Raw genomic sequence first — 22,698 nt, forward strand, 5'->3', positions numbered from 1 at the left:
AGAGAGCCCCCCCGCTCGAACCTCGGCCAGGTCATGGCGATGTATGATAGAGTCCTTCTCTCTCTAACGCTTCCCAACGTCCCCAGAGACATCATCGATGCACCGCTTCCAAATACTCTCCGCTCGGAACCCTGGACTCTCGTTTGTTCGCAGCACGCTGGTGATTTGCGGGATGCTCGTCTTAGCGAGTCTTGGCTACGAGGCGAATGCCGAGGACCGTCCGCCGAACATTCTGTTCTTGTTTGCCGATGACGTTGGTCAAGAAGTACTGGAGTGCTACGGAGGACAATCGTACCGGACACCGCATTTGAATGAATTGTCGCGGACGGGGATGAAGTTCAATCATGCCTACAGCATGCCGGTATGCCATCCGTCGCGGTTGACGTTGATGTCAGGTCAATATCCGTTTCGCCACGGTCAAGTGACCTGGGGCGACTATCCCAAGGCCGCGGAAGAGACCACGTTTTCGAGGTGCTTGCAGCGCGCCGGGTACGCGACAGGGATTGTCGGCAAGTGGCAACTCGCTCTGCTCGGTGACGACCCGCTGCATCCGCAGCGTCTGGGGTTTGATCACTGGGAATTGTTCGGTTGGCACGAAGGCCCGCGTTACTACGAGCCGATGATTTACCGAAATGGGCAAGTTCGCGACGACACGCTCGGGCATTACGGCCCCGATCTCTATCAACGCGGATTGATTGAATTTATCAAATCCAATCGCGACCGTCCCTTCATGGCATATTATTCCATGGCTTTGGCGCACGAAGTCACCGACGATCTGAGCCCGCCCGTTCCCCATGGACCGTTTGATCGCTACGACAGCTACCCTGAGATGGTTGCGGAACTCGATCAAGCGGTGGGACGATTGGTGGCCGCTTTAAACGCACTGCAACTTCGTGAGCAAACGCTGATCCTGTTCCTGGCCGACAACGGGACACCACCGGAAATCATCATTCGCGCCGATGGCGAGGAATTGATCCGGACTCCCGTCGTTTCTCGTTGCAACGGATTGGATATCCCCGGCGGAAAAAAACAGCTGACCAACGCCGGCACCAACGTACCGATGATCGCCAATTGGCCAGGAACCATTCGGCCGGGGCAAGTCGTCGACGACTTGGTGGATTTCAGTGACATTTTGCCCACGTTTCTAGATTTGGCGCAAGCACCGCTGCCGCCCGACGTCTCACTGGATGGCGTGAGCTTTGCAGATCGGCTTCGCGGCCGCGGCGCATCACCGCGGCAATTTGCATACTGCGAAGAAGCCGTTTTGCCCAAAGCCGGCGGTGTCGAACCAGACGGCGAAAGCTCGGGGCTGAAATGGGTACGCACTCAGGATTGGAAACTTTACAACGACGGGCGGCTCTATCACATGAGCGAGGACGAACGCGAGCAATATCCTTATCGGGCCGCAGAAGATGACGCCACACGCTCGGCGATTCGTGCGAAACTGCAGAAGACATTTGCGGATCTTGGACTTCGCACGAATTGACGCTCAGGACTAAACAGGGGCGAGACCGATTGGTTCATGGTTGGATGGTTCCAATTGGCGCGATTCGATTGCCAATAAATCCCTTGGTTCGCTTGAATTACGTTTCAACTTCCCCGCGGAGGTGTAAGATGGAGTCAGCCATGACTTCAGAGGATTTTTGAACGTGAATCCAAACCACTCCGCCCTCACTGATGATGCCGCCAACGACGCATTTGACGCCACGGGGCAATTTCGGCATTGGACCGGGCTGCAATCGATCCGAGTCGATCCCTCGCTTCGCGACGCCAATTTGCTGCAAGTCGTGCGAAAGGATCGGCACGGCCGCATCGAATATGCCAACGAAGCCTTTTGCCAACATCATCGTCAAGCGTTTGCCCAATTGGTTGGTAAGACCGACTTCGATTACCTCCCCAAACCGGCCGCCGAGGTTTGGAGCGAACGTGATCAGGCGGTCATCCAATCAGGCCGGCCGGACCATGTGATCGAAGAGCACATTTCGACCAGTGGGAAACACAGCTTCGTCGAAGTGCTGCGAATTCCCATGCGAGACCAGGAGGGAACCGTCAGCGGCGTCGAAGTCGTCTATTGGGATCTGAAAAACAACGGCAAGAGCACCGCGGAGCTCAAGCAATCACAATTCCTGCTGAACACGCTGCTCGAAAACATTCCCGACGCGGTCTATTTCAAAGACAAGAAGAGTCGCTTCATCCGCATCAGCAACGCATTGGCCAGACTGTTTCATCTCGATGATCCTAGTGAAGCGGTTGGCAAGACCGACGCCGATTTCTTTGGCTCGGTCCACGCCGAAGCGGCAATGGCGGATGAACGCCAAATCATGGAGACGGGCGAACCGGTGATCGCCAAAGTGGAGCGAGAAACCTGGGACGACCGCGATGACACCTGGTGCTCGACGACCAAGTTGCCACTTCGTGACGAGTCCGGCGAGGTGATTGGCACCTTTGGTGTGTCTCGAGATGTCACCGAACAAATTCGCGCCGAGATCGAACTGGCTCGTGAACGCGATCTGCTGAAGACGATCACCAACAACATTCCGGACCCGATCTACGTCAAAGACCGCGCGAGTCGTTTCATCACCGGCAACGCGGCGCTGCTTCGATTGTTAGGAGTCGATTCAATTGACGATTTGGTTGGCAAGACCGATTACGATTTTTCGCCGCCTGAAATCGCTTGCAACTTCGTCGCCGACGATCAAATTGTGATGCGTTCGGGCGAACCGCTGATCGAAAAAGAAGAGACGATCCAATTGGCCGATGGTCGCCGGAATTGGATCCTGACCACCAAGGTGCCGCTGTGTGACGAAGACGGCACGGTCAAAGGGATGGTGGGCATTGGCCGGGACATTACCGCTCGCAAACTGGCGGCCGAAGAAGTGATGGCTGCCAAGAATGCCGCTGACACCGCCAATCGCGCAAAGAGCGAATTTCTTGCGAACATGAGCCACGAGATTCGCACCCCGATGAACGGCATCATCGGCATGACGGAATTGTTGACCGCGACCAACATGACGAGTGAGCAGCGTGAATTCCTAGGTTTTGTTCAGGAGTCTGCCGACTCGCTACTAAGGCTGCTTAACGACATCCTTGACTTTTCTAAGATCGAAGCGGGCCGCTTGGAACTGGAACAAGTCCACTTTGACCTTCGCAACTGCATTGGCAAGGCCGTTAAATTGCTGACGCTCAAAGCAGACGAAAAACACATCGAATTGGCGGGCCGGATCGATCCGAGCATTCCTAATGAATTGCTGGGTGACCCAGGACGACTGCGGCAAATCATCGTGAACTTCGTTGGCAATGCGATCAAGTTTACCGAATCGGGCGAAGTGGTCGTCGATGTCAATCCCGAAGAGGTGACGGACGAATCGGCGCTGCTGCATGTCACGGTTCGTGACACGGGGATCGGCATTCCTAAAGAGAAGCAATCCAAGATTTTCGAAGCCTTCTCGCAGGCCGACGCCTCCACCACGCGGCATTTCGGCGGCACCGGGCTGGGGTTGACGATATCGTCACGACTGATCGATTTGATGGGCGGCCGAGTCTGGCTTGAAAGCCAACCAGGGGTCGGAACGACTTTTCATTTCCTAGTCCGCTTTGGCGTGGCCGATGATCAATCGCCGCGGCGGCCTGCCGAACTCTCGTCGTTGAGCAATACTCGCGTGCTCGTCGTCGATGACAATTCGACCAACCGCCGGATCCTGCAAGAGGTGTTGCTGTTTTGGCAAATGCAACCGACGTTGGCTGACAGCGGGGCACAAGCGTTGGAAAAGATCGCTGAATCGGTCGACAACGATGCTCCGTTCGGTTTGATCTTGTTGGATTATCACATGCCCAACATGGATGGGATTGAATTCGCTGAACGGATCTGCGACGAGTACCGCGACAAATATGGGCCGATCATCATCCTGTCGTCTTCGGTCAGCGGGTTGGATCCACCGCGACTGCGTGAATGCGGAGTCGCCCGGTATTTGACCAAACCTGTGATCGTATCCGAGCTGCTCGACGCGGTGCTGGGCGTGATGGGGATTATCAGCCCGAAACCCGAGACGCCAACGATCGAACCCGAGGCTCCGAAAACTCCGCCACGAAAAATCTTGCTCGTCGAAGATGGCGCGATCAACCAACGAGTCGCGTTGGGTTTTCTAAAGAAATGGAATCACGAGGTCGAATTGGCGGTCAATGGTCGCGAAGCCGTCGAAGCGACCAAGAAACAATCGTTCGATGTGATTTTGATGGACATCCAAATGCCGGAAATGAACGGACTCGAAGCCACCGCGGCGATTCGCAAGTCAGAGGAGGGCACGAACCAACATCAGTACATCGTCGCGATGACCGCCGAAGCAATGAAGGGCGATCGTGAGAAATGTTTAAACGCAGGCATGGATGATTACATTTCAAAACCCTTTAATCCTGATGAATTGCAGGACGTGATTGCCAGAGCCACCAAGCAAACCGACTCCAGTGCTACTGAGGCCATCACTACAGAAGCTTCGGCTGATGCCTCTGCTGCCGATAAACCGGAACCGGCTGCCACCACGACACAGCAAGGCGATGAACCAGACGCCGTCGAATCAACCGAACCGATGCTCGATTGGGGGCATGCGGTGCGACAGATGGGCGGCGACGAGAACTTGGCAATCGAAGTCCTCAGAACGTTCCAGGACGAAGTCCCCACGTTGATCCGTCAAATGCGATCGGCGATCAAGCAAAACGATCCAACTACGCTGTGCCGAAGCGCTCACACGATGAAGGGATCATCACGCTTCTTTGGCCTTAGCGAGATCATTGACATCAGTGCCAGCATCGAATCGAGCGGTATGGAAATGGAAATCGCCGCGGCCGAAGAGGCGGTCGATCAACTCGAACGGACTTGCGAACGCCTACTGCGAGAAATCGAAAAACGACTTGCGTCCCATCCGGCAAATTCGGATGACGCCGCGTCTTGATGGTCGCAATCCCCATGACGAATGTGGTGTACTAGAACCGCGAGAGTCGCCCCTTCGTCCCAAAAGTCCCGAGAAAGCCAAAGTGAATATGGAGGAAGCCAACCCAAGCTGGACCTTTATTCCAGCCCCCGATTTCAGTGTGCCGGTTCCGCCGGTCACCGATGCGGCTCGCGGCACACTGAAAAGCACATGGCATTTTATCCGTCACGCACTGCGTCGCTCGAGTCAGAGCACATTCACCCCGGCGACGGATTTGGACAGTCCCGCGGAAAGCCTGCTGTCGAACGTCACGCCCATGATGGACCCGGTGCACGCCGCCCGTGGATTGACCGATTCGATCGGGGACACTTGGTTCGAATGCGAATCGTCATCGCACCGCATCCGACCAGTCATCGGGCCGCCGGGATGTGACGTTTCCGCGATTCTGCAGCAATTGGCCGAGCAACGCGAACTTCGCGTCCTAGGGGTTCCGCCTGCGGATTCCTTGCTTGAACCATCGACGGACGATGCCATCTCTGCGATCGAAGATGACCTACCGGATCGAGACGTCTTAGTGGTTCCACATCTGGAACGCTGGTACCTGCGACACGAGGAAGGCTTGTCCCGCATGCGAGCACTGTTGGAACGGCTGATGTCGGTCCGTAACCGTGTGCTGATCGGTTGCGACTCTTGGACTTGGGCATTTCTCAGTCATGCGGTAGGGATCGAAGACCAGCTTGGCACTCCGTTGACCTTGGCCCCTATGGACGCCGAAGAACTGTACAACTGGTTTCGCAGCACCCTGCCTCTTGAACAGTATGAATTTAGACGCTCTGGCCATGATCATCTGCTTTTTCCCGAATTGGAACATGTCGATCATGGTCACGACGATGATGCTGAGAATCTCCCTAATACAACATCCGACTTTTTTACAACTTTGGCGGTCACATCGCGCGGCAACCCAGGTTTAGCGCGAGCGATCTGGACGGCATCGCTGCGTACCCGGAACCCGACGGACGACGCGCCGCAGGCGTCGAATCCAAACAAAACAACGCTCTGGGTTGTCTCGCCCGACCAACTGGCGACCCCGCAGATGCCGGCCAGCAACGATCGTGTCCATCGTTTTATTTTGCATGCGATCTTATTGCATGGGGGGCTGTCGCTCGATTCGCTTGCCACGGTGTTGTCGTTTCCGCGAGATGAAATCCGGCGCCGCGTCAGCGAATTGTGCCGAGGACGTGTATTGGTAACACAGGATGATCTGCTGCGAGTGAATTTGATCGCGTACCCGATCGTCCGGCGCGATTTGCAAAGCGAAGGATTCCTGACCGATGCGTTTTGACTTGCCACGGTTGGCTTACGAATAAAAAGATTGCGAACATGCCCGACGCCAAATCATCCCAAGAAGAGGTAACGCGAATCCTCCGCGAGTGGAGCGAGATTCATTTATTAGAGGCGATCTTCGTTCTCGCTGCGGGCTTTACGTTGGCGGCGATCATCAAATGGATTGTCCCCAGGCTTGCCGAACGGGTACCCGACCGATTCCGGCTGTGGATCCTACCTTGGGAACCGATTCTGCGAGCGGTGATGCTGTTGTTCGTGGCAGCCTACATCATCCCATTGTTCATCTACCCGACGCCTCAAAACCTACTGGCGATCTCGGGTGCATTGGCCGTTGCCCTGGGTTTTGCGTTCAAGGATTATGTCAGCAGCTTGATCGCCGGGGTGGTGGCGTTGTACGAGCGGCCCTACCGAAACGGAGACTGGGTCAAGATCGAAGAGACGTACGGCGAAGTCCGATCACTTGATCTGCGAACCGTTCAAATTGTGACCCCAGACGACACGGTCGTGGCCGTCCCACACAGCAAAATATGGTCCACGCCAATCTACAACAACAACGTTGGCAAACGCGAATTGATGTGTGTTGCTGACTTCTACTTGCATCCTGATCATGATGGCCAACGTGTCCAACAAAAACTGACCGACATCGCCTTGACCAGCCCCTACGTGCAGTTGCACAAGCCGATCCTGGTGGTGGCGGCCGAGAAGCCCTGGGGCACGCATTACCGCTTAAAAGCCTACCCGATTGACGGTCGAGACCAGTTCCAATTCATCACCGATTTAACGCTCCGCGGCAAAGCGATGCTCCGCCGCATCGGTGTCCAATCCGCAAACGCACCGACGGTCACCCAAGCCAACAGCTAGGTGACGGCTTGATAACCTTATCGCAATGTAGTTGGCATTGTGTGGGGCGTAGGGCGTAGGGCAGCGGGTCGTGCGGGGACCCGGCCGCTGACGCGTCGCGGCTCACTAAATCAACAAGCCGTTGACGAGTTCCGTTGCGATCGGTTTGTTGCTACATCTTCTTTAGGTATGCCATGCTTTGGCGGATGCTTGCCAGCGGATCGGGCGACTGGTCTTGCTCGACGTGACAGTGGATCACGCCCGCCTCGGCGGCCGCTTCGAAGATCGGTTCCATCGGGATCACCCCGTCGCCGAGTTCTTCGAATGCTTCGTTGGCCACCCCGTTGTAGGTCGGCACGGGCGTTTGACGGCTCAAGTCCTTCAAGTGCAACTGGGACACACGTCCTTTCAATTTGCGAATCAGCTTGGCTGGATCATGGCCGGCGAGTTGGACCCAAAAGATATCGATCTCGAATTTCATCTGGTCCGAAAACTCCTCCATCAACACTTCATAACCATACCGACCGCCTTCCTGTGGTTGGAACTCAAACGCATGGTTATGGTACGCCAACTGGATCCCCGCCGCCTGGGCTTGTTCGGCCGCCTTGTTGCAGCGATCCGCAGTCAATTTGTAGTCGTCCAGCGTCGTGCGATTTTTTTCTGCCAAGTAGGGAACGACCAAATGAGACAACCCAGCGTCGTTGGCCTTTTCCAAGATGTCGGCAAACGGCGGCACTCCCTTGTCGTCAGGATTGACCACCGAATCCCACTCGAAGTGCGAGGAATGGAGGGCGAGTCCATTGTCGCGAGCGGCATCGATCATCGGTTTCGCGTTGGGAAACCCGTACGGCTCGACCTGCTTGTACCCCGCATCGGCAACCGCCTTCAACGTGCCGGCAACGTCGTCATTGATTTGATTCCGCAACGTGTACAACTGGATGCCGATCGCATTTCGGTACACGTTGTCTTTGTCCAGGGCAAGGAGATGCTTGGGCGTCAAAGCAACCGCCGTCGCTGCGGACATCGCCCCCAAAAAATGCCGTCGTTTCATTTTGTTTATCCGTCAAAGAAAAGAGAAGGTCAACCGAAATTATACTCCAGTCGTGCGACAGCATGTTTGCGGGCGATCGCCCGTTGCTTCGGAAACCATCCACGTTCCGGCGAACGTCGCTACCAAACGCAAATGCCGTCGTTTACCGGCGTTTCATGCTTCGCAGCGTTTCAGAAACGGGCAAGCTGCCCAAACACGTTTTCTTTGTGGTGCCGCTTTAACACGACGCCTTGAAAACAATTACGATGAATACATCACCTGCCTGCGACTGGCATCCAACACACGAGATCGGTTGCTCCCTTTCCCGTGTTCCAGCGCAAAACGCCCTCCATGCTGCATCGAAAATGCCCCGAACCAACATCCAGCTCAAGAAACGAATGTTCATCGGCAACGTGCTACATCGTCTTGCCTTTAGCACGCTCCTTTTCCCTGGGATAGTCGTCGTAGCCATTGCGGCCGTCTCGCTTGCGTCGGCGCAGGAACCGCCGAGATCCGAGGCAATTGGTTCGGATCGTGAGCAAAAGGAATCGAACGCCGCGCCATCCACGCTGGGACTCGCCCCGCCGTCCGGGGCGGTGGTGCTACTAGACGGTTCGAATCTTGATGCTTGGAAACCTTTCTCGTTCCAGTGGATCAATCCCAAGGATGACCAGAAACAGATCCAGTGGAAGCTTGTCGATGGCGGCGCGATGGAGATCGCCTTGGAATTCGAAGGCAAACGTCGCAAACAATTTCTTTACACGAAAGGAAATTTTGGTGACTACCGTCTGCATCTCGAGTTCCAGCTACCCGAAGCGGACAGCGGCAACAGTGGAATCTTCTTTGGACCGTTGTACGAATTGCAGATCTTCAATAGTGCAGACAAGAAAATTCCCGGCATGGGCGATTGTGGCGCGATCTATCAAATCCGTGCCCCCGATGTGAATGCGGCTCTTGAGCCAGGCGTTTGGCAAACGATCGATCTGGAGTATCAGGCTGCGGAAATGGGTGCAAACGGATTCATGACCGAAAACGGTGCTGCCCGAGTCTCGGTGTGGCTTAATGGCAAATTGATCCACGACGACTTCAAACTATCACTACGGCGAAACAAGTACGCCGCATTCCCTGAGGAACGGTTGTCGCCCATTGTTTTGCAGGAGCATGGATCCAAGGTGAGGTTCCGAAACATCTGGCTGGTCGAGAAAACCGCCAATCCAAAAGCACGGCAAAAGAAATAACCATCTTGTCACTCTACAGGAACGAGAGTCTGCGATGACGAAACGTTTGATTTACTTGCTCGCGGTTTGGACCGTGTTTGTTGCCGGTGTTAGGTCGGGAGCTGCCGACGATCCCGATCGCCGTCCCAACATCGTGTTGATCATGTGCGACGACATGGGTTGGTCCGACATCGGTTGTTACGGAGGCGAAGTGGAAACGCCCCATCTGGATCGCTTGGCAGCCGAGGGGATGCGGTTCACTCAGTTTTACAACAATGCCAAATGCACAACGACTCGCGCATCGATTCTGACCGGCTTGTACCCCCGCCGCGACCAGCGTGATTTGCTGCGAACCGATATGGTCACGCTCGGCGAGGCGTTGAAATTGGCAGGCTACCAGACGGCCTTGAGCGGGAAGTGGCACCTTGGCAGTCAAAAGACAACTCATCCGTTTCATCGAGGATTTGACGAGTTCTATGGCCTGCTGGACGGTTGCTGCAACTTCTTCGATCCTTCGATCCCCGATCCACCCTACAAGAACGGCAAGGTCCGAAAGTTTGGCCAGAACGACCAATTGATCACTTCGTTTCCCAAAGACTTCTACACCACGGATGCTTTTACCGAGCATGCCATCGATTGCGTGAAGAAGTTTGCCGCAAACGAGGCACCGTTTTTGATTCACCTAACTTACACGGCGCCGCACTACCCGTTGCATGCGAAGACCGAGGACATCGCCAAGTATCGGGGCAAGTACAAGGAGCTCGGAGGCTGGCTAAATTTACGGAAACAGCGGTGGCAGCGGCAACGCGAGATGGGGCTGGCGACCGAATCGTGGCAGCTCAGTGGTATCGATGAACACGCCTACGACTGGGACTCGGCCAATCACGATCACGAGGACGCTCGGATGGCGGTGTACGCCGCCATGATCGATGCCATGGATCAAAACATCGGTCGCTTGCTTGAGTCGCTCGAAAGCGAAGGGGTTGCAGACAATACCGTCGTTCTGTTCCTGTCGGACAACGGTGGATGCGCAGAGGAGCCTGGTGGCCGCAGCCCGGAAATCGTTCCCGGGCCCAAGGATTTCTACGCGGCGGTCGGACCGGCATGGGGCTGGGCCCAAAATGCGCCGTTCAAGAAACACAAAAGCAGCGCTTACGAGGGAGGCATTTTGACGCCGTGTATCGCGTGGTGGCCTGGGCGAATTCAGGCGGGTTCGATCACTCGCCAACCAGCTCACATCGTCGACATGATGCCTACCTTGCTGGAGATCGCAGGCGGCCAATATCCACGCACGTATCGAGGCCACGAGATCCTTCCAGTCGAGGGCAAAAGCATGCTGCCTATTTTGATGGGAGAGCAACGTGAACCGCACCAACAACTCGCCTGGGAATGGTCCGGTAGTCGAGCACTCCGAGAGGGAGATTGGAAAGTCGTCTGGCCCAAAAACGGCAAAGCGTGGCAGCTCTATAACCTCGCAAACGATCGTTGCGAGACGACCGACCTCGCCGACACCCAGACAGAACTCACCCAGCGTTTAGCCGAGGCATGGGAGGCTTGGGCGATGCAAACCGGACTCAAAAATAAAACCGGCTCGAAAGGCAAGTGACCGCGTCAATCGTCGTCGAAAATGAAACCATCCTGGCGGCGACGTGAGCAACTCAATGGCAAGCGAGCAAGGATCGTCTATCCGTATTGCTGTAAAGCGTAGTCTCGCAGCTACCATCGTCAGAAGGTGGTGACTCGTGGTTTCGAGACAATCATCCACACTCAGGCGAGCGTCGCAACGAGACACAATTGCGGATGCGTGGAGACACAAAAAAAGCCGATTGAAGAAAACCCCGCACCTAAGTGGGAATGTCTTCAATCGGCTTTGGCTGGCTTGCCGCTAAGCTACCCCGCAAGGACTCGAACCTTGAATGACTGAACCAAAATCAGTAGTGTTACCATTACACCACGGGGTAGAACTTCGCTTAGTTTAGCAATAGTTTGCTCGATTCAGAAGAGGAGCTGAGTTGCTCTTTTGAGGTTCGTCCAAAAATTTTTAGGGACGACTTTGCTTCCTTGCTTCTGAATCGTTTGCTTCGTGCCATCAGTTCTTGATGCCGAAATCTTGGCAACAAGAATCATGACAACGAAAAAACCCCGCGGCTGCGAGCGTTTGCTCTCACCACAGGGTTTCATGTGTATCAGTGACCCCTACGGGACTCGAACCCGTGTTACCGCCGTGAAAGGGCGGTGTCCTGGACCGCTAGACGAAGGGGCCATGAATTGTGGAAACGTCGTTGCCGTGAGGCGTCTGACGATCTCCGCAACGCGTTGATCACTGTGAGAGAGTTTTTAGCTAAGACCACTAACTCTCGTCAAGGGTTCACTTCCCTTGATATTCATTCTCGGCCGAAAAAAGTCCAAGCTTGCCATAAAACACGGGGTTTAAGCCAAAAACTTTTTGTTCGCTTTTTGCTTTCCGATGATGGATTTTGGGGACTCGTAGCCAAGGCTCGGCAAAAACCCCCTCTCGAAAAGCGACGGATCCCGCCGCTAGAACCGTGCGGCGGCATGAAGAATGCACGTCGGCGTCAACCGCGCCGAGGGAACGAGCACAATCATCGCGCCCGACCGACCAAATCAGCTCGCGATCAAACCATCGACCGCAAACCAATCGCCCAAAAAGATCATCGCCCAAGCGAACGGCCATCGGTGGCAATGCGACGCGAAATCGATTCTTCAATCAAGCCATCAAGATGACGGCCGACGAAAGGGGCGAGGGAGCACAAACGCGGGCGGCCGAGGAAAGCTCGAAGTCCAGAACGGGGCTCGAGAGCTTGATCCGCAAAAAAAAGAGAAGAAAGCCCGCAAGATCCAACGATCGCGAGCAAAGTAGCAGGCAGGCAGATGCAGCTAGAAAAGAAGGGGGTGCGAGGCGAGTCCCAGGGGGGCATGGGACCTCACCCAATCCCACTACGATTCCACAGGGGTATCCCCTGCTTCCAAACTACGCTGGATCGCATCATAGACTTCGCGACGATGAACGGGCACCTCACGTGGGGCTTCGACGCCCAAACGGACTTTGTCCCCACGGATCTCGACAACCACGATTCGGATATCGTTGTTGATAACGATGCTCTCGTTTTTCTTTCTTGATAAAACTAACATTGATTCCAGTCCTTTCCTAACCGGCCCTGATTCTTCAAACTTAATTCGCCTACAGTCCCGATGCACACAGCGTTGTTAACACAATGCGTTTAGACACAGTGCCATAGATAGGAGTCGAGGCAAATGAAGCTGGGTGCTTCGGCGATCCCGTTTCCTAATCTCAATGACTATGATCATCGCACGTAGGCCGGTTGTGTCCGCAGGATCGCTCCGTGTACGCCCGCTTTCCTGACACAATGAACTCTAAGTCAAAAATAGCATCAGTCAAGGAATTATGCCTTGACAAAGCCCGATTTTTGACCTTTCGCCCTCCCAGAGGGCTTGCAGCCCGCTTCGGCGTGGGCCTGAATTCGGCCCCAAAGTTGCTCAAACGCCCCAAAACAAGCATTTCTGGCGACATTGCCTCTTCTGTTTTAAGAAATTTCCCACGGCGGCGTTTTTGGACCTCCCGGAACCATTAGGGCTTTTCGTTCGTCGTACTGTTAGGTAGACACCTCTGTGTGAGTTGCGAAGCAGCGTGACTTCTTGAGACAATTTCGAGACTTTCACTGAAATCGCAGGCACCTCATTCCTCGTGATCGGTTCAAACGAAATGGTTCATGCCCTTCCTAGCAACGATGATTCGATGTCCCCTCGAGGCAAGATGTTCACTCCCGAAGCCGCCACCGAAATGCTGCCTCTGCTGCGGATCATCCTACGAGATGCCTTGCAGCTGAGCCATTCGATCGAACGGCAGCGCGACCAAATCGCGGGAATCGATCGCTTAGCCGAGCGGATGGACCACCCGTCCTATCGTGATGAGGTGCATGACATTCGCGTCAGCTTGGCCGATGAAGAAGCGAAATTGGAACGATGCCTGGTCGAACTAAGCGAACTTGGGGTGACACCCCATTTGCCCCTCAATGGGATCATCGATTTCCCAACTATCGTCAATCGCCAACCCGCCTGCCTATGCTGGTCGCTTGGTGAAGATTCCGTCGACTACTGGCACGACCCAGGCCAAACGCCAGTACAGCGACGCCCGTTGCCCCGAAAAACCTTGGGCACCGAAAAGTGCCTGTGATGAGAATGCCTGCGGTTTAATCGTGCCAATAGACTCCCCCCGCTGGTAAATCGATTCCAATCGTGAAAACGCGGGCGAGCGTTAAGCCCAATGCCATCCGTATTGTGCCAAAGGTAGACGACATTGGGGGGGGGTGATTCCCGCTCGGTTCCACGCCTGTTTTCTCAAGCAACACAACTCCGCGAGACAAGCTCAGCACGATGAATCACGCCGATCCTGCAAAACCCGAAGAATCGGTCGTGCTTCGAGGCGCCCGGTTTAATGTCCACGCGATGTCGATCGTGGGTAGTGATGGTAAGACCTATGTTCGCGAAGTGGTTCGTCACCCGGGTGCGGTGGTCATCTTGCCGCTACTCGATGATGACACCTTGGTGATGATTGAAAACCATCGCCCCACCGTCGGCGAAACCTTGTTGGAACTGCCCGCGGGCACTCGCGAATCCGACGAACCAGCCGAACAAACCGCGTTTCGCGAACTAATCGAAGAAACCGGCTACCATGCGAAATCGGTCAGCTTGGTGCATGAATTTTATTCAGCACCAGGAATCAGTGACGAGCTGATGTTGCTGTACGTGGCTCGCGATTTAACGCGGGGCGAACATGCACGCGAAGCGACTGAACAAATTCAAAATCGCATTGCCACTCGCGAAGAGGTTCGCGGCTGGATCGCCGAAGGGCGAATTCGAGATGCCAAAACGCTGGTCGGACTGTATGCGTTTTTGGCGGGAACGTGCTTAACCGAAAAGCAAAACTCGAACTGAGTTTTGCTTGATCGTTTTATCTTGCCGCCTGCAATGTGAATGCGGGCCGGTTGGCTTAGGAGTTTTGGATCGGTTGCCCGGTGCCCAGTTGTGCCAGCACTTGCAGCACGCCATTGAGATGAGCCAAGCGAGGACCGAAGCGATCGACGAATTCGTTGAGCATGAACTCGCCTTCCATCAAATGATCTTCGTTTTCCAGGATCTCTTCGGTCAAACTATCCAAGAAACCGGTTTGCACTCGGCTTAACGTTTCAGCCGCCTGACGGCAGGCACGTGACAATTCGGGATTGGAATCTTTCCACTGCTGCAACTCGCCGGCACGTTGCTTTTGGATCGCGGCGTTTTGCTGGATCAAATCCTGCAGCAAACGGTTCTGTTGATTCTGGCTCGCCACCAATTGACGCAACAATTCAATGGTCAAACGGCTCTCGGAGATCGAAGCGTCGGATCCTGATTCGGGAGAAACGTCAATACGGAACATCGGTGAGGCAGGTTCCTGGTCGTAAGACATGGCGTGGTTTCCTATTGCGTTAACTGCGAGGGCGATAAAGTCATCGAACACTGCAAAACACGACCGCAAGGCCGTGGTCACGGTGCGTCAATAAAATTGCCCGAAAACGAATGGCCCGAAAGCAAATGGGTCGAACAAATATTTCTAGCCGCGGACGTATTTTTTAACCGCGGACGCTGCGGGGCTAGCGTGCTTGCATTCATTGTCGTGGCATGATGATTGCCCCGAGTATAACCAGCAAAAAATGGAGTTGTCGAGCAAACCGTGCTGACAATCGAAATTTCTAATCGAGGCGGTGAACTTCACGACCGATCCCCCTAAATCACCTTGACCTCACCAACCGCCTGGATTACCAGCAGCCCAAATTACAGATCCAACCGTTAAAGTCGGCAGGACCCGAACGCCGATGAGTTCGCTAGGGATCCGCCACTCCGAGAATCCCGTTGCGTCGTGACGCTGAAAACAGTCGTCCCGATGCGGTGGAGTGGCGTCCTGACGAGACCGCCCCCGCGCTGCGGCCGCCGTGGCCCGATCGCTACCGCTAGCCGCCAACGGCAACATCTCGTCCGTTATTGACCAGTCCCAGAACCTCGCAACCCCCGCTAAGAACTGAATGCCCGATCCGACCAACCCGACGATTGGATACTTTACGGTGGTTCAAGACGACCGCACCGGTTGGACCGGAGGGTTGTTGATTTTGAATCGCAGCGGTCGCCCGGTCGAGTTTCAGTGCACCTTGCCCGTTCGTCCGTCTCGGGCCCACGAAATTTTGTTCGGGACCACGATGCGTGACCATTTGATCGGCGAAGTGATCGGTCCGATGCTGGTCAGCAAGTGCCGCACCCCGCTGTCACTGTTGTGCTGCGACCAAATCGAATCGCTTTCGCTGAACACGCAAGGCAATGTGCCGGTCGCCCTTGTTTCCGAAGCGGCCGAAAGCGACGAGGGACCGATCACCAGCGACATGCTGACTGGAGCGTCCCAAGTGGTGTTGGTCAACGCCACGCTGCACGTGCCACTGGAACGAGTCAGTGCGGTTGAGTCATTGGCCCAACACTTCGAAGACATGCCCGATGCGATCGAACCGTTCGAGCGAATTCGTGAAGCGATCCGCGAGGCTCAATCGCAGATTGCACGTGCGGCCTAACGCGGCGATCCAAGAAAGACCTTTCGGTAGCGGAAGGCGTGGGTTTGGAATGCGATGAGTAAACCGCACGAAAGTCTTGACGACTTCCGCTACGACCCAACCGACGATTGCGAAAGTCTTGACGGCTTTTGCTACGACCTAACGGACACAAAGCTCTTCTATGTTGAACGTCGAGATTAACTCGCAAGCCAGTTGGTGTCAGAGCGATCTTGTTCCTACGGGCACTTATGAACTAACGCTCGACGCCATCGAACCGCGGTCGCTACCGATCCGGGTCTCGCCATTGACCGCCCGCGTCACGGGTTTTTTGTTCCCCGAAGCGAACCAGTGGATCCCGCCCAACGCCAAGCCTGCGGCACCGGGCAATGAATCGCACAGCATCAAGATCGCCGATGCAACAAAAAAGAAACCCAAGGTTGATCGTAAACGCCACCGCATCAAACCGCCTAACGACGTCGTTAAACTTCAAGACCGGCTGTACTACTTGCTGCAACCGCCGTTGGATTTATTGGTCGGCAGCGGCCAATTGAATTTTCCTTTTGAACCGTTCCCTTACCAATTGGATGGGATCGCGTTCTTGTTCCCCCGATTCGCCTGCGTGTTGGCCGACGAGATGGGGCTGGGAAAAACGATGCAAGCGATCAGCACGATTCGTTTGCTGCTGTGCAGCGGCGAAGTGCGTAGCGTGTTGCTGGTATGCCCAAAGCCGTTGGTTTCGAATTGGCTGAAAGAGTTCCGCGTTTGGGCTCCCGAGATTCCCGTGGTGGCCATCGAAGGCAACGCGGCGAAACGCGAATTCCAGTGGCGTTCGCCTGAGGTTCCAGTGAAGGTTGCGAATTACGAATTGTTGATGCGCGACAAAGAAACGGTGCTCGATAGCGGATTGCATTTCGACCTGGTCGCACTGGACGAGGCACAGCGGATCAAGAACCGCAACAGCACGACCAGCGAGATCGTCAAAGCGATCCCGCGAACTCGATCGTGGGCACTGACCGGAACCCCGGTAGAAAATTCGCCCGACGATCTGGTGGGGATTTTCGAGTTCCTGTCACCGGGATTTCTACAAATCGGCATGCCGATGCCCCAGATGGCAGCGGCCTCGCGTGAGTACATCCTGCGTCGCACCAAAGACATGGTGCTCGACGATATGCCGCCGAAACTGTATCGCGACGCCGAGTTAGACCTCACGCCCGAGCAGTGGTCGACGTACGAGCAGGCGGAATCCGAAGGAGTGATTCAGCTGGAAAAACTTGACGAGATGTTGACGATCCAGCACGTGTTCGAGTTGGTGCTAAGATTAAAACAGATCTGCAATTTCGATCCGGTCTCGGGCAGCAGTACCAAGCTGGAACGTTTGGTCGCCGACATGGAAGAGGTCGCCGCGAGCGGGAAGAAGGCGATCGTGTTTAGCCAATGGGTCAATAGCATTGATCAGATGAAACCGGCACTCGAAAAATTTGGGCCACTCGAGTATCACGGCCGAGTGCCGCACAAGCAACGCGAAGGGGTGATCGACAAATTCAAAAACGATCCCGACAGCCACGTGATCTTGATGAGCTATGGTGCGGGCAGCGTAGGGTTGAACCTGCAGTTCTGTGAATACGTTTTCCTGTTTGACCGATGGTGGAACCCGGCGATCGAAGACCAAGCAATCAACCGAGCGCATCGGATCGGTGCCAGAGGCGCCGTGACGGTGACGCGAATGTTGGCAATGAACACGATCGAACAGCGGATCGCGGCGGTGCTGGACCAGAAACGCGAAATGTTTGATACGCTGTTTTCCGAACAGGGCGGCCCCGTGGCGGCTGGCGGGCTAAGTCGTGAAGAGATCTTTGGTCTGTTCGATTTGCGTGCTCCGTGTGGCAAAAAGGTCGCGTGATTCGATAGAGCGGTGTCTGCTTGACCGGCGGCAGTGTGGCAGCGACAAACCGCTCGGGCGCACCGAGTTCCTGCTATACTGGCAGCACCTCACCTGCGAGGGCCCACGTTCGTTGCCATGTTTGCCGCCACGTTCGCGTCGCCGTCGCTGCCGCCCCGCCCGCGTTCAGGAAAGCGTGTCACGTGCTTCCCGCAGCCTACCTATCACGATGTCGCGCCATCGACAAACCAGTGATCCTTTTTCTTTTGCAATGGATCGCACTGGCATGGATCGTGATCACACTGGCATGCGGCGATTCCGTTTCCGCGGCACCACCGCTGGCCGCCAACGCTGCCCACGTGGACTTTGCCAGCGACGTCGCGCCGATTCTGCAACAACATTGTCTGAATTGTCACAACGACGTCGATCGCAAGGGTGACGTTTCGCTGGCCACCGCAACGGACTTGATCGACAGCGGTGTAATTTCAACAGACCCCGCCGATTCCAGTCGCCTGCTGGAATTGATCACACCGGTCGATGGCACTGCGGAAATGCCTCAGGACGCGCCGCCGCTTTCGCAGCCCCAGATCGATGTCATCCAGCGATGGATCACCGCTGGCGTGATTTGGCCCGAGGGTGTGACGCTGAGCGAACCGTCGATTTCTGATCGTAATTGGTGGTCGCTCCGGCCGTTGGCCGCTGTAAAAATCGACGAGAACGACCACACGCATCCAATCGACACACTGATCGACGCAAAGTTGACCGCAAACGATCTGCGGCCCGTCGACATCGCCGATCCAGCAACGCTGGTCCGCCGACTGCACTATGATTTGACCGGACTGCCGCCAACACCGGCTGAGATCCGTACGTATTTGCAAGACGTAAAGTCCAATCCCGAAACCGCCTACACCACGCTGGTGGATCGTCTGCTTGATTCGCCTGGTTTCGGTGAAAAGTGGGGGCAGCATTGGTTGGACCTTGCCCGCTATGCCGAAACACATGGATACGACAAGGACAAACCACGAACCAACGCGTGGCCCTATCGCGATTATGTCATTCGCAGTTTCAATGACGACAAACCGTATGGGCGGTTTGTGCAGGAACAAGTCGCCGGAGACGCATTGTTCCCAGGCGAAGCGGATGGAATGATCGGCCTGGGATTTCTCGCCGCCGGCCCCTGGGATTTCATCGGGCACACCGAGGTCGGCGAAGAAAAGCTCGACGGGCGGATCGCCAAACATCTCGACCGCGACGAGATGGTGTCCGCCGTATTCAACGTCTTCATGAGCACGACAGTTCAATGTGCCCAGTGTCATCATCACAAATTCGATCCAATTCGGTCGGACAATTACTATCGCTTGCATGCGGTGTTCGCTGGGATCGACCGAGCCGATCGCGTGTATGCCGGATTGTCAGCTGAACAGGAACAACAACGACGTCAGTTGACCGAACAAATTGCAAGCTTGGAAAAACAGCATCGCACGGTTCAAGCAGAGCGAGATCGCGTGATCAGCGAGCGTACCGGAACGCTGGACCGCCGCATCGACGACTTGATTCAACAACACGGTATCGAACCATCCGTTGCGTACGGTTACCACAGCAAAATAGCGTCCGCCCCAAACACGACCAAATGGGTCCAACTTGATCTCGGGAAACCTCGTGCCATCGCGATGATCCGGTTGACGCCCGCCTTTGACCGTTACAACGCAATCGGAGCAGGGTTTGGATTTCCACTTCGCTACCGTATCGAAGTTTCCAACGACGAGCGATTCTCGGATGCATCGACACGCTGTGTCATGGACGCCAGCCACGAGGACCAAGCAAATCCCAAACTCGAGCAAATCGTGGCTGAAACGGCGGGTGACTCCTTTCGATTCCTGCGTGTGACCGCAACCAAGTTGTCACCACGACGCGACGATTTCATTTTTGCCTTGGGGGAAATCGAAGCGTTGGATTCCGAGTCGGGCGAGAATGTGGCGTTGCAGGCGGCGGTCAGTTCGCTTGACAGCATCGAAGCCGAACCAAGATGGAGTGTCAAGAACCTGACCGACGGCATTGTTTATCGCCGCGTCAAAGGCGAACAGGCGATTGCAACGCTGATCCAATTGCAACGGGACCGATCCGAGCGTCTACAAGCCATGGACGTCTCCCGCTTTGAATCACAATTGACCAGCATGGGGCAATCACTGAGCGACCTGCAAAGGCAACTCAGCCAATTCCCGGTCGGTGCCAAGGTTTACGCCGCCGCGACTCACTTTGAGGTTCAAGGAAAATTCAAACCCACCGAGGGCAAACCTCGCCCCATCCACTTGCTGCATCGCGGTGACTTGCGATCCCCGGGGGAGCGTGTTGCAGCCGGTTTCCCCGTGCTGTGGGAGCATGAATCCGCCGAGGGCTGGATCGCCAGTGGCAATACCGAATCCGTATTGCGAGCAGGTTTGGCTCGCTACCTGACCTCGCGTGAGAATCCGCTGGTGTGGCGAAGTATGGCCAACCGCGTCTGGCAATGGGTGTTTGGCCAAGCCTTGGTCAGCACCCCGAACGATTTTGGCCGTATGGGAACGCTGCCGACGCATCCGCAGCTGCTCGATTATTTGGCCGCTCGGCTACGCGATGATCCGCAACAATCGATCAAGGCGATCGTGCGATTGTTGGTCACCAGCGGTGCGTACCGCCGATCGAGCGCGGAGGACAAACACAACGCCGCGATCGATTCAAACAATACGCTGCTGTGGCGATCCAATCGTCGACGCATGACGGCCGAAGAGTATCGCGATTCTCTGCTTTCGGTCAGCGGCGTGTTGCGAGTGGACGAACGTGGAGGCCCGAGTTTCCAAGATTTTGTAATCGAGAAACCAGAACATTCTCCGCACTACCAATACCACCTTCACGATCCCCATGACCCCCAGTCGCATCGTCGCAGCATCTATCGCTTTGTCGTTCGCAGCCAGCCCCAGCCGATGATGACGACACTCGATTGTGCCGATCCTTCGATCAGTGTCCCGCAGCGGGATGAATCGACCACGGCACTTCAAGCGCTGACGCAGTGGAATCATCGTTTGACCGAGGCAATGTCGAAACAATTTGCAGCACGACTGAAAACCGCGTCCCCGTCCAACACCGCAAACGAGCGAATTGATTTTGCCTGTCAATTGACATGGGGCCGAGTCCCCGATGACGAAGAACGAACGATGCTGCGTGATTTGATGCAGACCCACGGCATAGCGACGCTAGCGAGAGTACTGCTGAACACCAGTCAATTTGTCTATATTGAGTAACACGCCGATGAACCACCTGCGAACACCGCAATCGCGACGATCATGGATTGCAAATGGGATGTCGAGCTTGGCGGGCATTGCATTTGCCGATCTGCTTTCGCGTGATCGCGTTGATGCCGCATCCGATCGACGGGCGCAGCGTCTGCATCATCCTCCGCGTGCGAAACGCGTGATCCAGTTGTTCATGGCCGGTGCCGCCAGCCATGTGGACACGTTCGATTACAAGCCGCTGCTGAACAAGCAAAATGGCAAGCCTTGGGATCCGGGCGAACAGGTCGAATTGTTCCAAAGCACGCCAGGGGCATGCATGGCAAGTCCTTGGCAATTCAAACCCTATGGCGAATCGGGCAAGATGCTCAGCGACATCGTCGCGCCGCTGGGTGACGTGGTCGACAAGATCGCGTTCATTCACAACGTGGTCGCAAAAACGGGTGTCCACAGCCAAGCGACGCTGCTGCAGACCACCGGTTTTCAATTGCCGGGATTTCCAAGTGCAGGCTCGTGGATCTCCTACGGGCTGGGAAGTGAGAATGAGAACCTTCCCGCCTTTGTCGTCTTGCCTGACCACCGCGGATTGGCATCCAACGGAGCCAAGAACTGGGCCAATGCGTTTTTATCGGCCGAGCATCAAGGCACCGTGATCCGCCCTGGCAACGAGACGCCGATTCGTGACTTGTTTGCTCCCGCCAGTGATTTCATCACGACCGAAAATGAAGTCGCCGGGCTGGAAACGCTTCGCAAACTGAACCAGGGCTACGCGGAACAACGGGCTGACGATGATCGGCTTGCCGCGCGAGTGCGATCGTACGAGTTGGCCGCGGCAATGCAGATCAGTGCCACCGATGCACTCGATATTTCATCCGAACCACAATACATCCGCGACCTGTACGGGCTCGCTACGGAAGGATCCCGAATCGATGATTCGGTCATCAACACTCGGGCCGAGACGGAGTTTTTCGGACGCAAGTGCTTGGTCGCTCGTCGATTGCTCGAGCGAGGCGTCCGCTTTGTGCAGGTGTGGAGCGGCAATGACAACGGGCACCCACGTCGCAATTGGGACAGCCACGAAAACGTCCAACGTGACCACGAGCCATTGGCACGCGGGATGGCGACCGGAGCCGCCGCACTGATCAAAGATCTCCAGCAGCGAGGGATGCTCGAGGATACCATCATCCTGTGGACCACCGAATTCGGACGGATGCCCTGTTCTCAAGGCAGCAAAGGTCGCGACCACAACCCATTCGTGTTTACCAATTGGTTGTGCGGAGGCGGTATCCAAGGCGGCAGCTACGGCCCGAGTGATGAATGGGGCTACAAACCGCAATCAAGTACAAACCGTACCGAAGTCTATGACATCTACGCCACGATCCTGCATCAATTGGGAATCGACCACACGCGTTTGGCGGTGCGAAACAATGGGATCGATCGCCGTTTGACGGACGTCCACGGGCACGTGCTTACGAAGATCTTGGCCAGTTGAACCCCGGATGAAGCAGAACCCCAGATGCACGTCCCACACCAATCAAATTCGACTGGCGATCAAAGGTGACGCAGGCGTAAACCTGCGACCA

General features: G+C 55.6%; 15 protein-coding genes and 2 tRNA genes. 12 read left to right on the forward strand and 5 right to left on the reverse strand.

Annotation, left to right across the window (positions count from 1 at the left end; translation table 11 throughout):
* Positions 1 to 97: 97 nt before the first annotated feature.
* The 4 genes from ABEA92_RS03005 to ABEA92_RS03020 all read left to right on the forward strand — a co-directional run bounded on the left by ABEA92_RS03005 (position 98) and on the right by ABEA92_RS03020 (position 7,130).
* Complete coding sequence (locus tag ABEA92_RS03005; protein ID WP_345682309.1) at positions 98 to 1,486, forward strand: sulfatase family protein; 1,389 nt, start codon at positions 98 to 100, stop codon at positions 1,484 to 1,486.
* A gap of 163 nt (positions 1,487 to 1,649) precedes the next feature.
* Positions 1,650 to 4,946, forward strand: a complete 3,297-nt coding sequence (locus ABEA92_RS03010) for a PAS domain-containing protein (RefSeq protein ID WP_345682310.1) — start codon at positions 1,650 to 1,652, stop codon at positions 4,944 to 4,946.
* Entirely contained in the window at positions 4,930 to 6,267 is a 1,338-nt protein-coding gene (locus ABEA92_RS03015) for a hypothetical protein (protein ID WP_345682311.1), read from the forward strand. Before ABEA92_RS03010 ends, ABEA92_RS03015 begins: the two co-directional genes overlap by 17 nt.
* A 38-nt stretch (positions 6,268 to 6,305) precedes the next feature.
* Positions 6,306 to 7,130 carry a mechanosensitive ion channel family protein gene (locus tag ABEA92_RS03020; RefSeq protein ID WP_345682312.1) on the forward strand — a complete coding sequence of 275 codons (825 nt, stop codon included), beginning with the start codon at positions 6,306 to 6,308 and terminating at the stop codon, positions 7,128 to 7,130.
* Between the two features lie 151 nt (positions 7,131 to 7,281).
* Here the strand turns inward: ABEA92_RS03020 and ABEA92_RS03025 are convergent, their stop codons facing one another.
* Positions 7,282 to 8,160 (reverse strand): sugar phosphate isomerase/epimerase family protein, encoded by an 879-nt coding sequence (locus ABEA92_RS03025; RefSeq protein ID WP_345682313.1) that lies wholly within the window; start codon positions 8,158 to 8,160, stop codon positions 7,282 to 7,284.
* Between the two features lie 344 nt (positions 8,161 to 8,504).
* Between ABEA92_RS03025 and ABEA92_RS03030 the strand changes: the two genes are divergently transcribed.
* Both ABEA92_RS03030 and ABEA92_RS03035 read left to right on the forward strand, forming a co-directional pair.
* On the forward strand, positions 8,505 to 9,377 hold the full coding sequence (locus ABEA92_RS03030) for a 3-keto-disaccharide hydrolase (protein ID WP_345682314.1): 873 nt from the start codon (positions 8,505 to 8,507) through the stop codon (positions 9,375 to 9,377).
* A gap of 34 nt (positions 9,378 to 9,411) precedes the next feature.
* Positions 9,412 to 10,962 (forward strand): arylsulfatase, encoded by a 1,551-nt coding sequence (locus ABEA92_RS03035; protein ID WP_345682315.1) that lies wholly within the window; start codon positions 9,412 to 9,414, stop codon positions 10,960 to 10,962.
* A gap of 284 nt (positions 10,963 to 11,246) precedes the next feature.
* On the opposite strand, the gene ABEA92_RS03040 is transcribed toward ABEA92_RS03035, so the two are convergent.
* The 3 genes from ABEA92_RS03040 to csrA form a co-directional block, all read right to left on the reverse strand.
* Positions 11,247 to 11,317 (reverse strand) — tRNA-Gln (locus ABEA92_RS03040).
* 229 nt (positions 11,318 to 11,546) lie between these two features.
* Positions 11,547 to 11,619, reverse strand: a tRNA-Glu gene (locus ABEA92_RS03045).
* A 695-nt stretch (positions 11,620 to 12,314) separates the two neighbouring features.
* Positions 12,315 to 12,509, reverse strand: a complete 195-nt coding sequence (csrA, locus tag ABEA92_RS03050; protein ID WP_339940282.1) for a carbon storage regulator CsrA — start codon at positions 12,507 to 12,509, stop codon at positions 12,315 to 12,317.
* 625 nt (positions 12,510 to 13,134) lie between these two features.
* On the opposite strand from csrA, the gene ABEA92_RS03055 reads away from it, so the two are divergent.
* Together ABEA92_RS03055 and ABEA92_RS03060 are read left to right on the forward strand one after the other, a co-directional pair.
* Positions 13,135 to 13,572, forward strand: coding sequence for a DUF2203 domain-containing protein (locus ABEA92_RS03055; RefSeq protein WP_345682316.1), 438 nt, complete (start codon positions 13,135 to 13,137; stop codon positions 13,570 to 13,572).
* Positions 13,573 to 13,772: 200 nt separating this feature from the next.
* A complete protein-coding gene (locus ABEA92_RS03060; protein WP_345682317.1) occupies positions 13,773 to 14,333 on the forward strand; it encodes an NUDIX hydrolase in 561 nt (186 codons plus the stop codon).
* A gap of 55 nt (positions 14,334 to 14,388) precedes the next feature.
* On the opposite strand, the gene ABEA92_RS03065 is transcribed toward ABEA92_RS03060, so the two are convergent.
* The gene (locus ABEA92_RS03065; RefSeq protein WP_345682318.1) at positions 14,389 to 14,844 is read right to left on the reverse strand and encodes a hypothetical protein; all 456 of its coding nucleotides are present in this window, start codon (positions 14,842 to 14,844) and stop codon (positions 14,389 to 14,391) included.
* Between the two features lie 613 nt (positions 14,845 to 15,457).
* Between ABEA92_RS03065 and ABEA92_RS03070 the strand changes: the two genes are divergently transcribed.
* From ABEA92_RS03070 to ABEA92_RS03085, 4 genes are all read left to right on the forward strand, one after another.
* Entirely contained in the window at positions 15,458 to 15,991 is a 534-nt protein-coding gene (locus tag ABEA92_RS03070; protein WP_345682319.1) for a hypothetical protein, read from the forward strand.
* A 160-nt stretch (positions 15,992 to 16,151) separates the two neighbouring features.
* Complete coding sequence (locus ABEA92_RS03075; protein WP_345682320.1) at positions 16,152 to 17,870, forward strand: DEAD/DEAH box helicase; 1,719 nt, start codon at positions 16,152 to 16,154, stop codon at positions 17,868 to 17,870.
* 230 nt (positions 17,871 to 18,100) lie between these two features.
* Positions 18,101 to 21,127: a DUF1549 domain-containing protein gene (locus tag ABEA92_RS03080; RefSeq protein ID WP_345682321.1), complete on the forward strand. Its 3,027-nt coding sequence runs from the start codon at positions 18,101 to 18,103 to the stop codon at positions 21,125 to 21,127.
* A gap of 7 nt (positions 21,128 to 21,134) precedes the next feature.
* Entirely contained in the window at positions 21,135 to 22,607 is a 1,473-nt protein-coding gene (locus tag ABEA92_RS03085; RefSeq protein WP_345682322.1) for a DUF1501 domain-containing protein, read from the forward strand.
* Positions 22,608 to 22,698: the final 91 nt, after the last annotated feature.

This window comes from Novipirellula caenicola (assembly GCF_039545035.1).
GTDB lineage: Bacteria > Planctomycetota > Planctomycetia > Pirellulales > Pirellulaceae > Novipirellula > Novipirellula caenicola.

What these genes read in the sequence shown, in the direction of transcription:
- ABEA92_RS03005 (WP_345682309.1), top strand. Translation starts at nt 98, where the DNA reads ATGCACCGCTTCCAAATACTCTCCGCTCGGAACCCTGGACTCTCGTTT.
- ABEA92_RS03015 (WP_345682311.1), top strand. Translation starts at nt 4,930, where the DNA reads ATGACGCCGCGTCTTGATGGTCGCAATCCCCATGACGAATGTGGTGTA.
- ABEA92_RS03020 (WP_345682312.1), top strand. Translation starts at nt 6,306, where the DNA reads ATGCCCGACGCCAAATCATCCCAAGAAGAGGTAACGCGAATCCTCCGC.
- ABEA92_RS03025 (WP_345682313.1), bottom strand. Translation starts at nt 8,160, where the DNA reads ATGAAACGACGGCATTTTTTGGGGGCGATGTCCGCAGCGACGGCGGTT.
- ABEA92_RS03030 (WP_345682314.1), top strand. Translation starts at nt 8,505, where the DNA reads ATGCCCCGAACCAACATCCAGCTCAAGAAACGAATGTTCATCGGCAAC.
- ABEA92_RS03035 (WP_345682315.1), top strand. Translation starts at nt 9,412, where the DNA reads ATGACGAAACGTTTGATTTACTTGCTCGCGGTTTGGACCGTGTTTGTT.
- csrA (WP_339940282.1), bottom strand. Translation starts at nt 12,509, where the DNA reads ATGTTAGTTTTATCAAGAAAGAAAAACGAGAGCATCGTTATCAACAAC.
- ABEA92_RS03055 (WP_345682316.1), top strand. Translation starts at nt 13,135, where the DNA reads ATGTCCCCTCGAGGCAAGATGTTCACTCCCGAAGCCGCCACCGAAATG.
- ABEA92_RS03060 (WP_345682317.1), top strand. Translation starts at nt 13,773, where the DNA reads ATGAATCACGCCGATCCTGCAAAACCCGAAGAATCGGTCGTGCTTCGA.
- ABEA92_RS03065 (WP_345682318.1), bottom strand. Translation starts at nt 14,844, where the DNA reads ATGTCTTACGACCAGGAACCTGCCTCACCGATGTTCCGTATTGACGTT.
- ABEA92_RS03070 (WP_345682319.1), top strand. Translation starts at nt 15,458, where the DNA reads ATGCCCGATCCGACCAACCCGACGATTGGATACTTTACGGTGGTTCAA.
- ABEA92_RS03075 (WP_345682320.1), top strand. Translation starts at nt 16,152, where the DNA reads ATGTTGAACGTCGAGATTAACTCGCAAGCCAGTTGGTGTCAGAGCGAT.
- ABEA92_RS03085 (WP_345682322.1), top strand. Translation starts at nt 21,135, where the DNA reads ATGAACCACCTGCGAACACCGCAATCGCGACGATCATGGATTGCAAAT.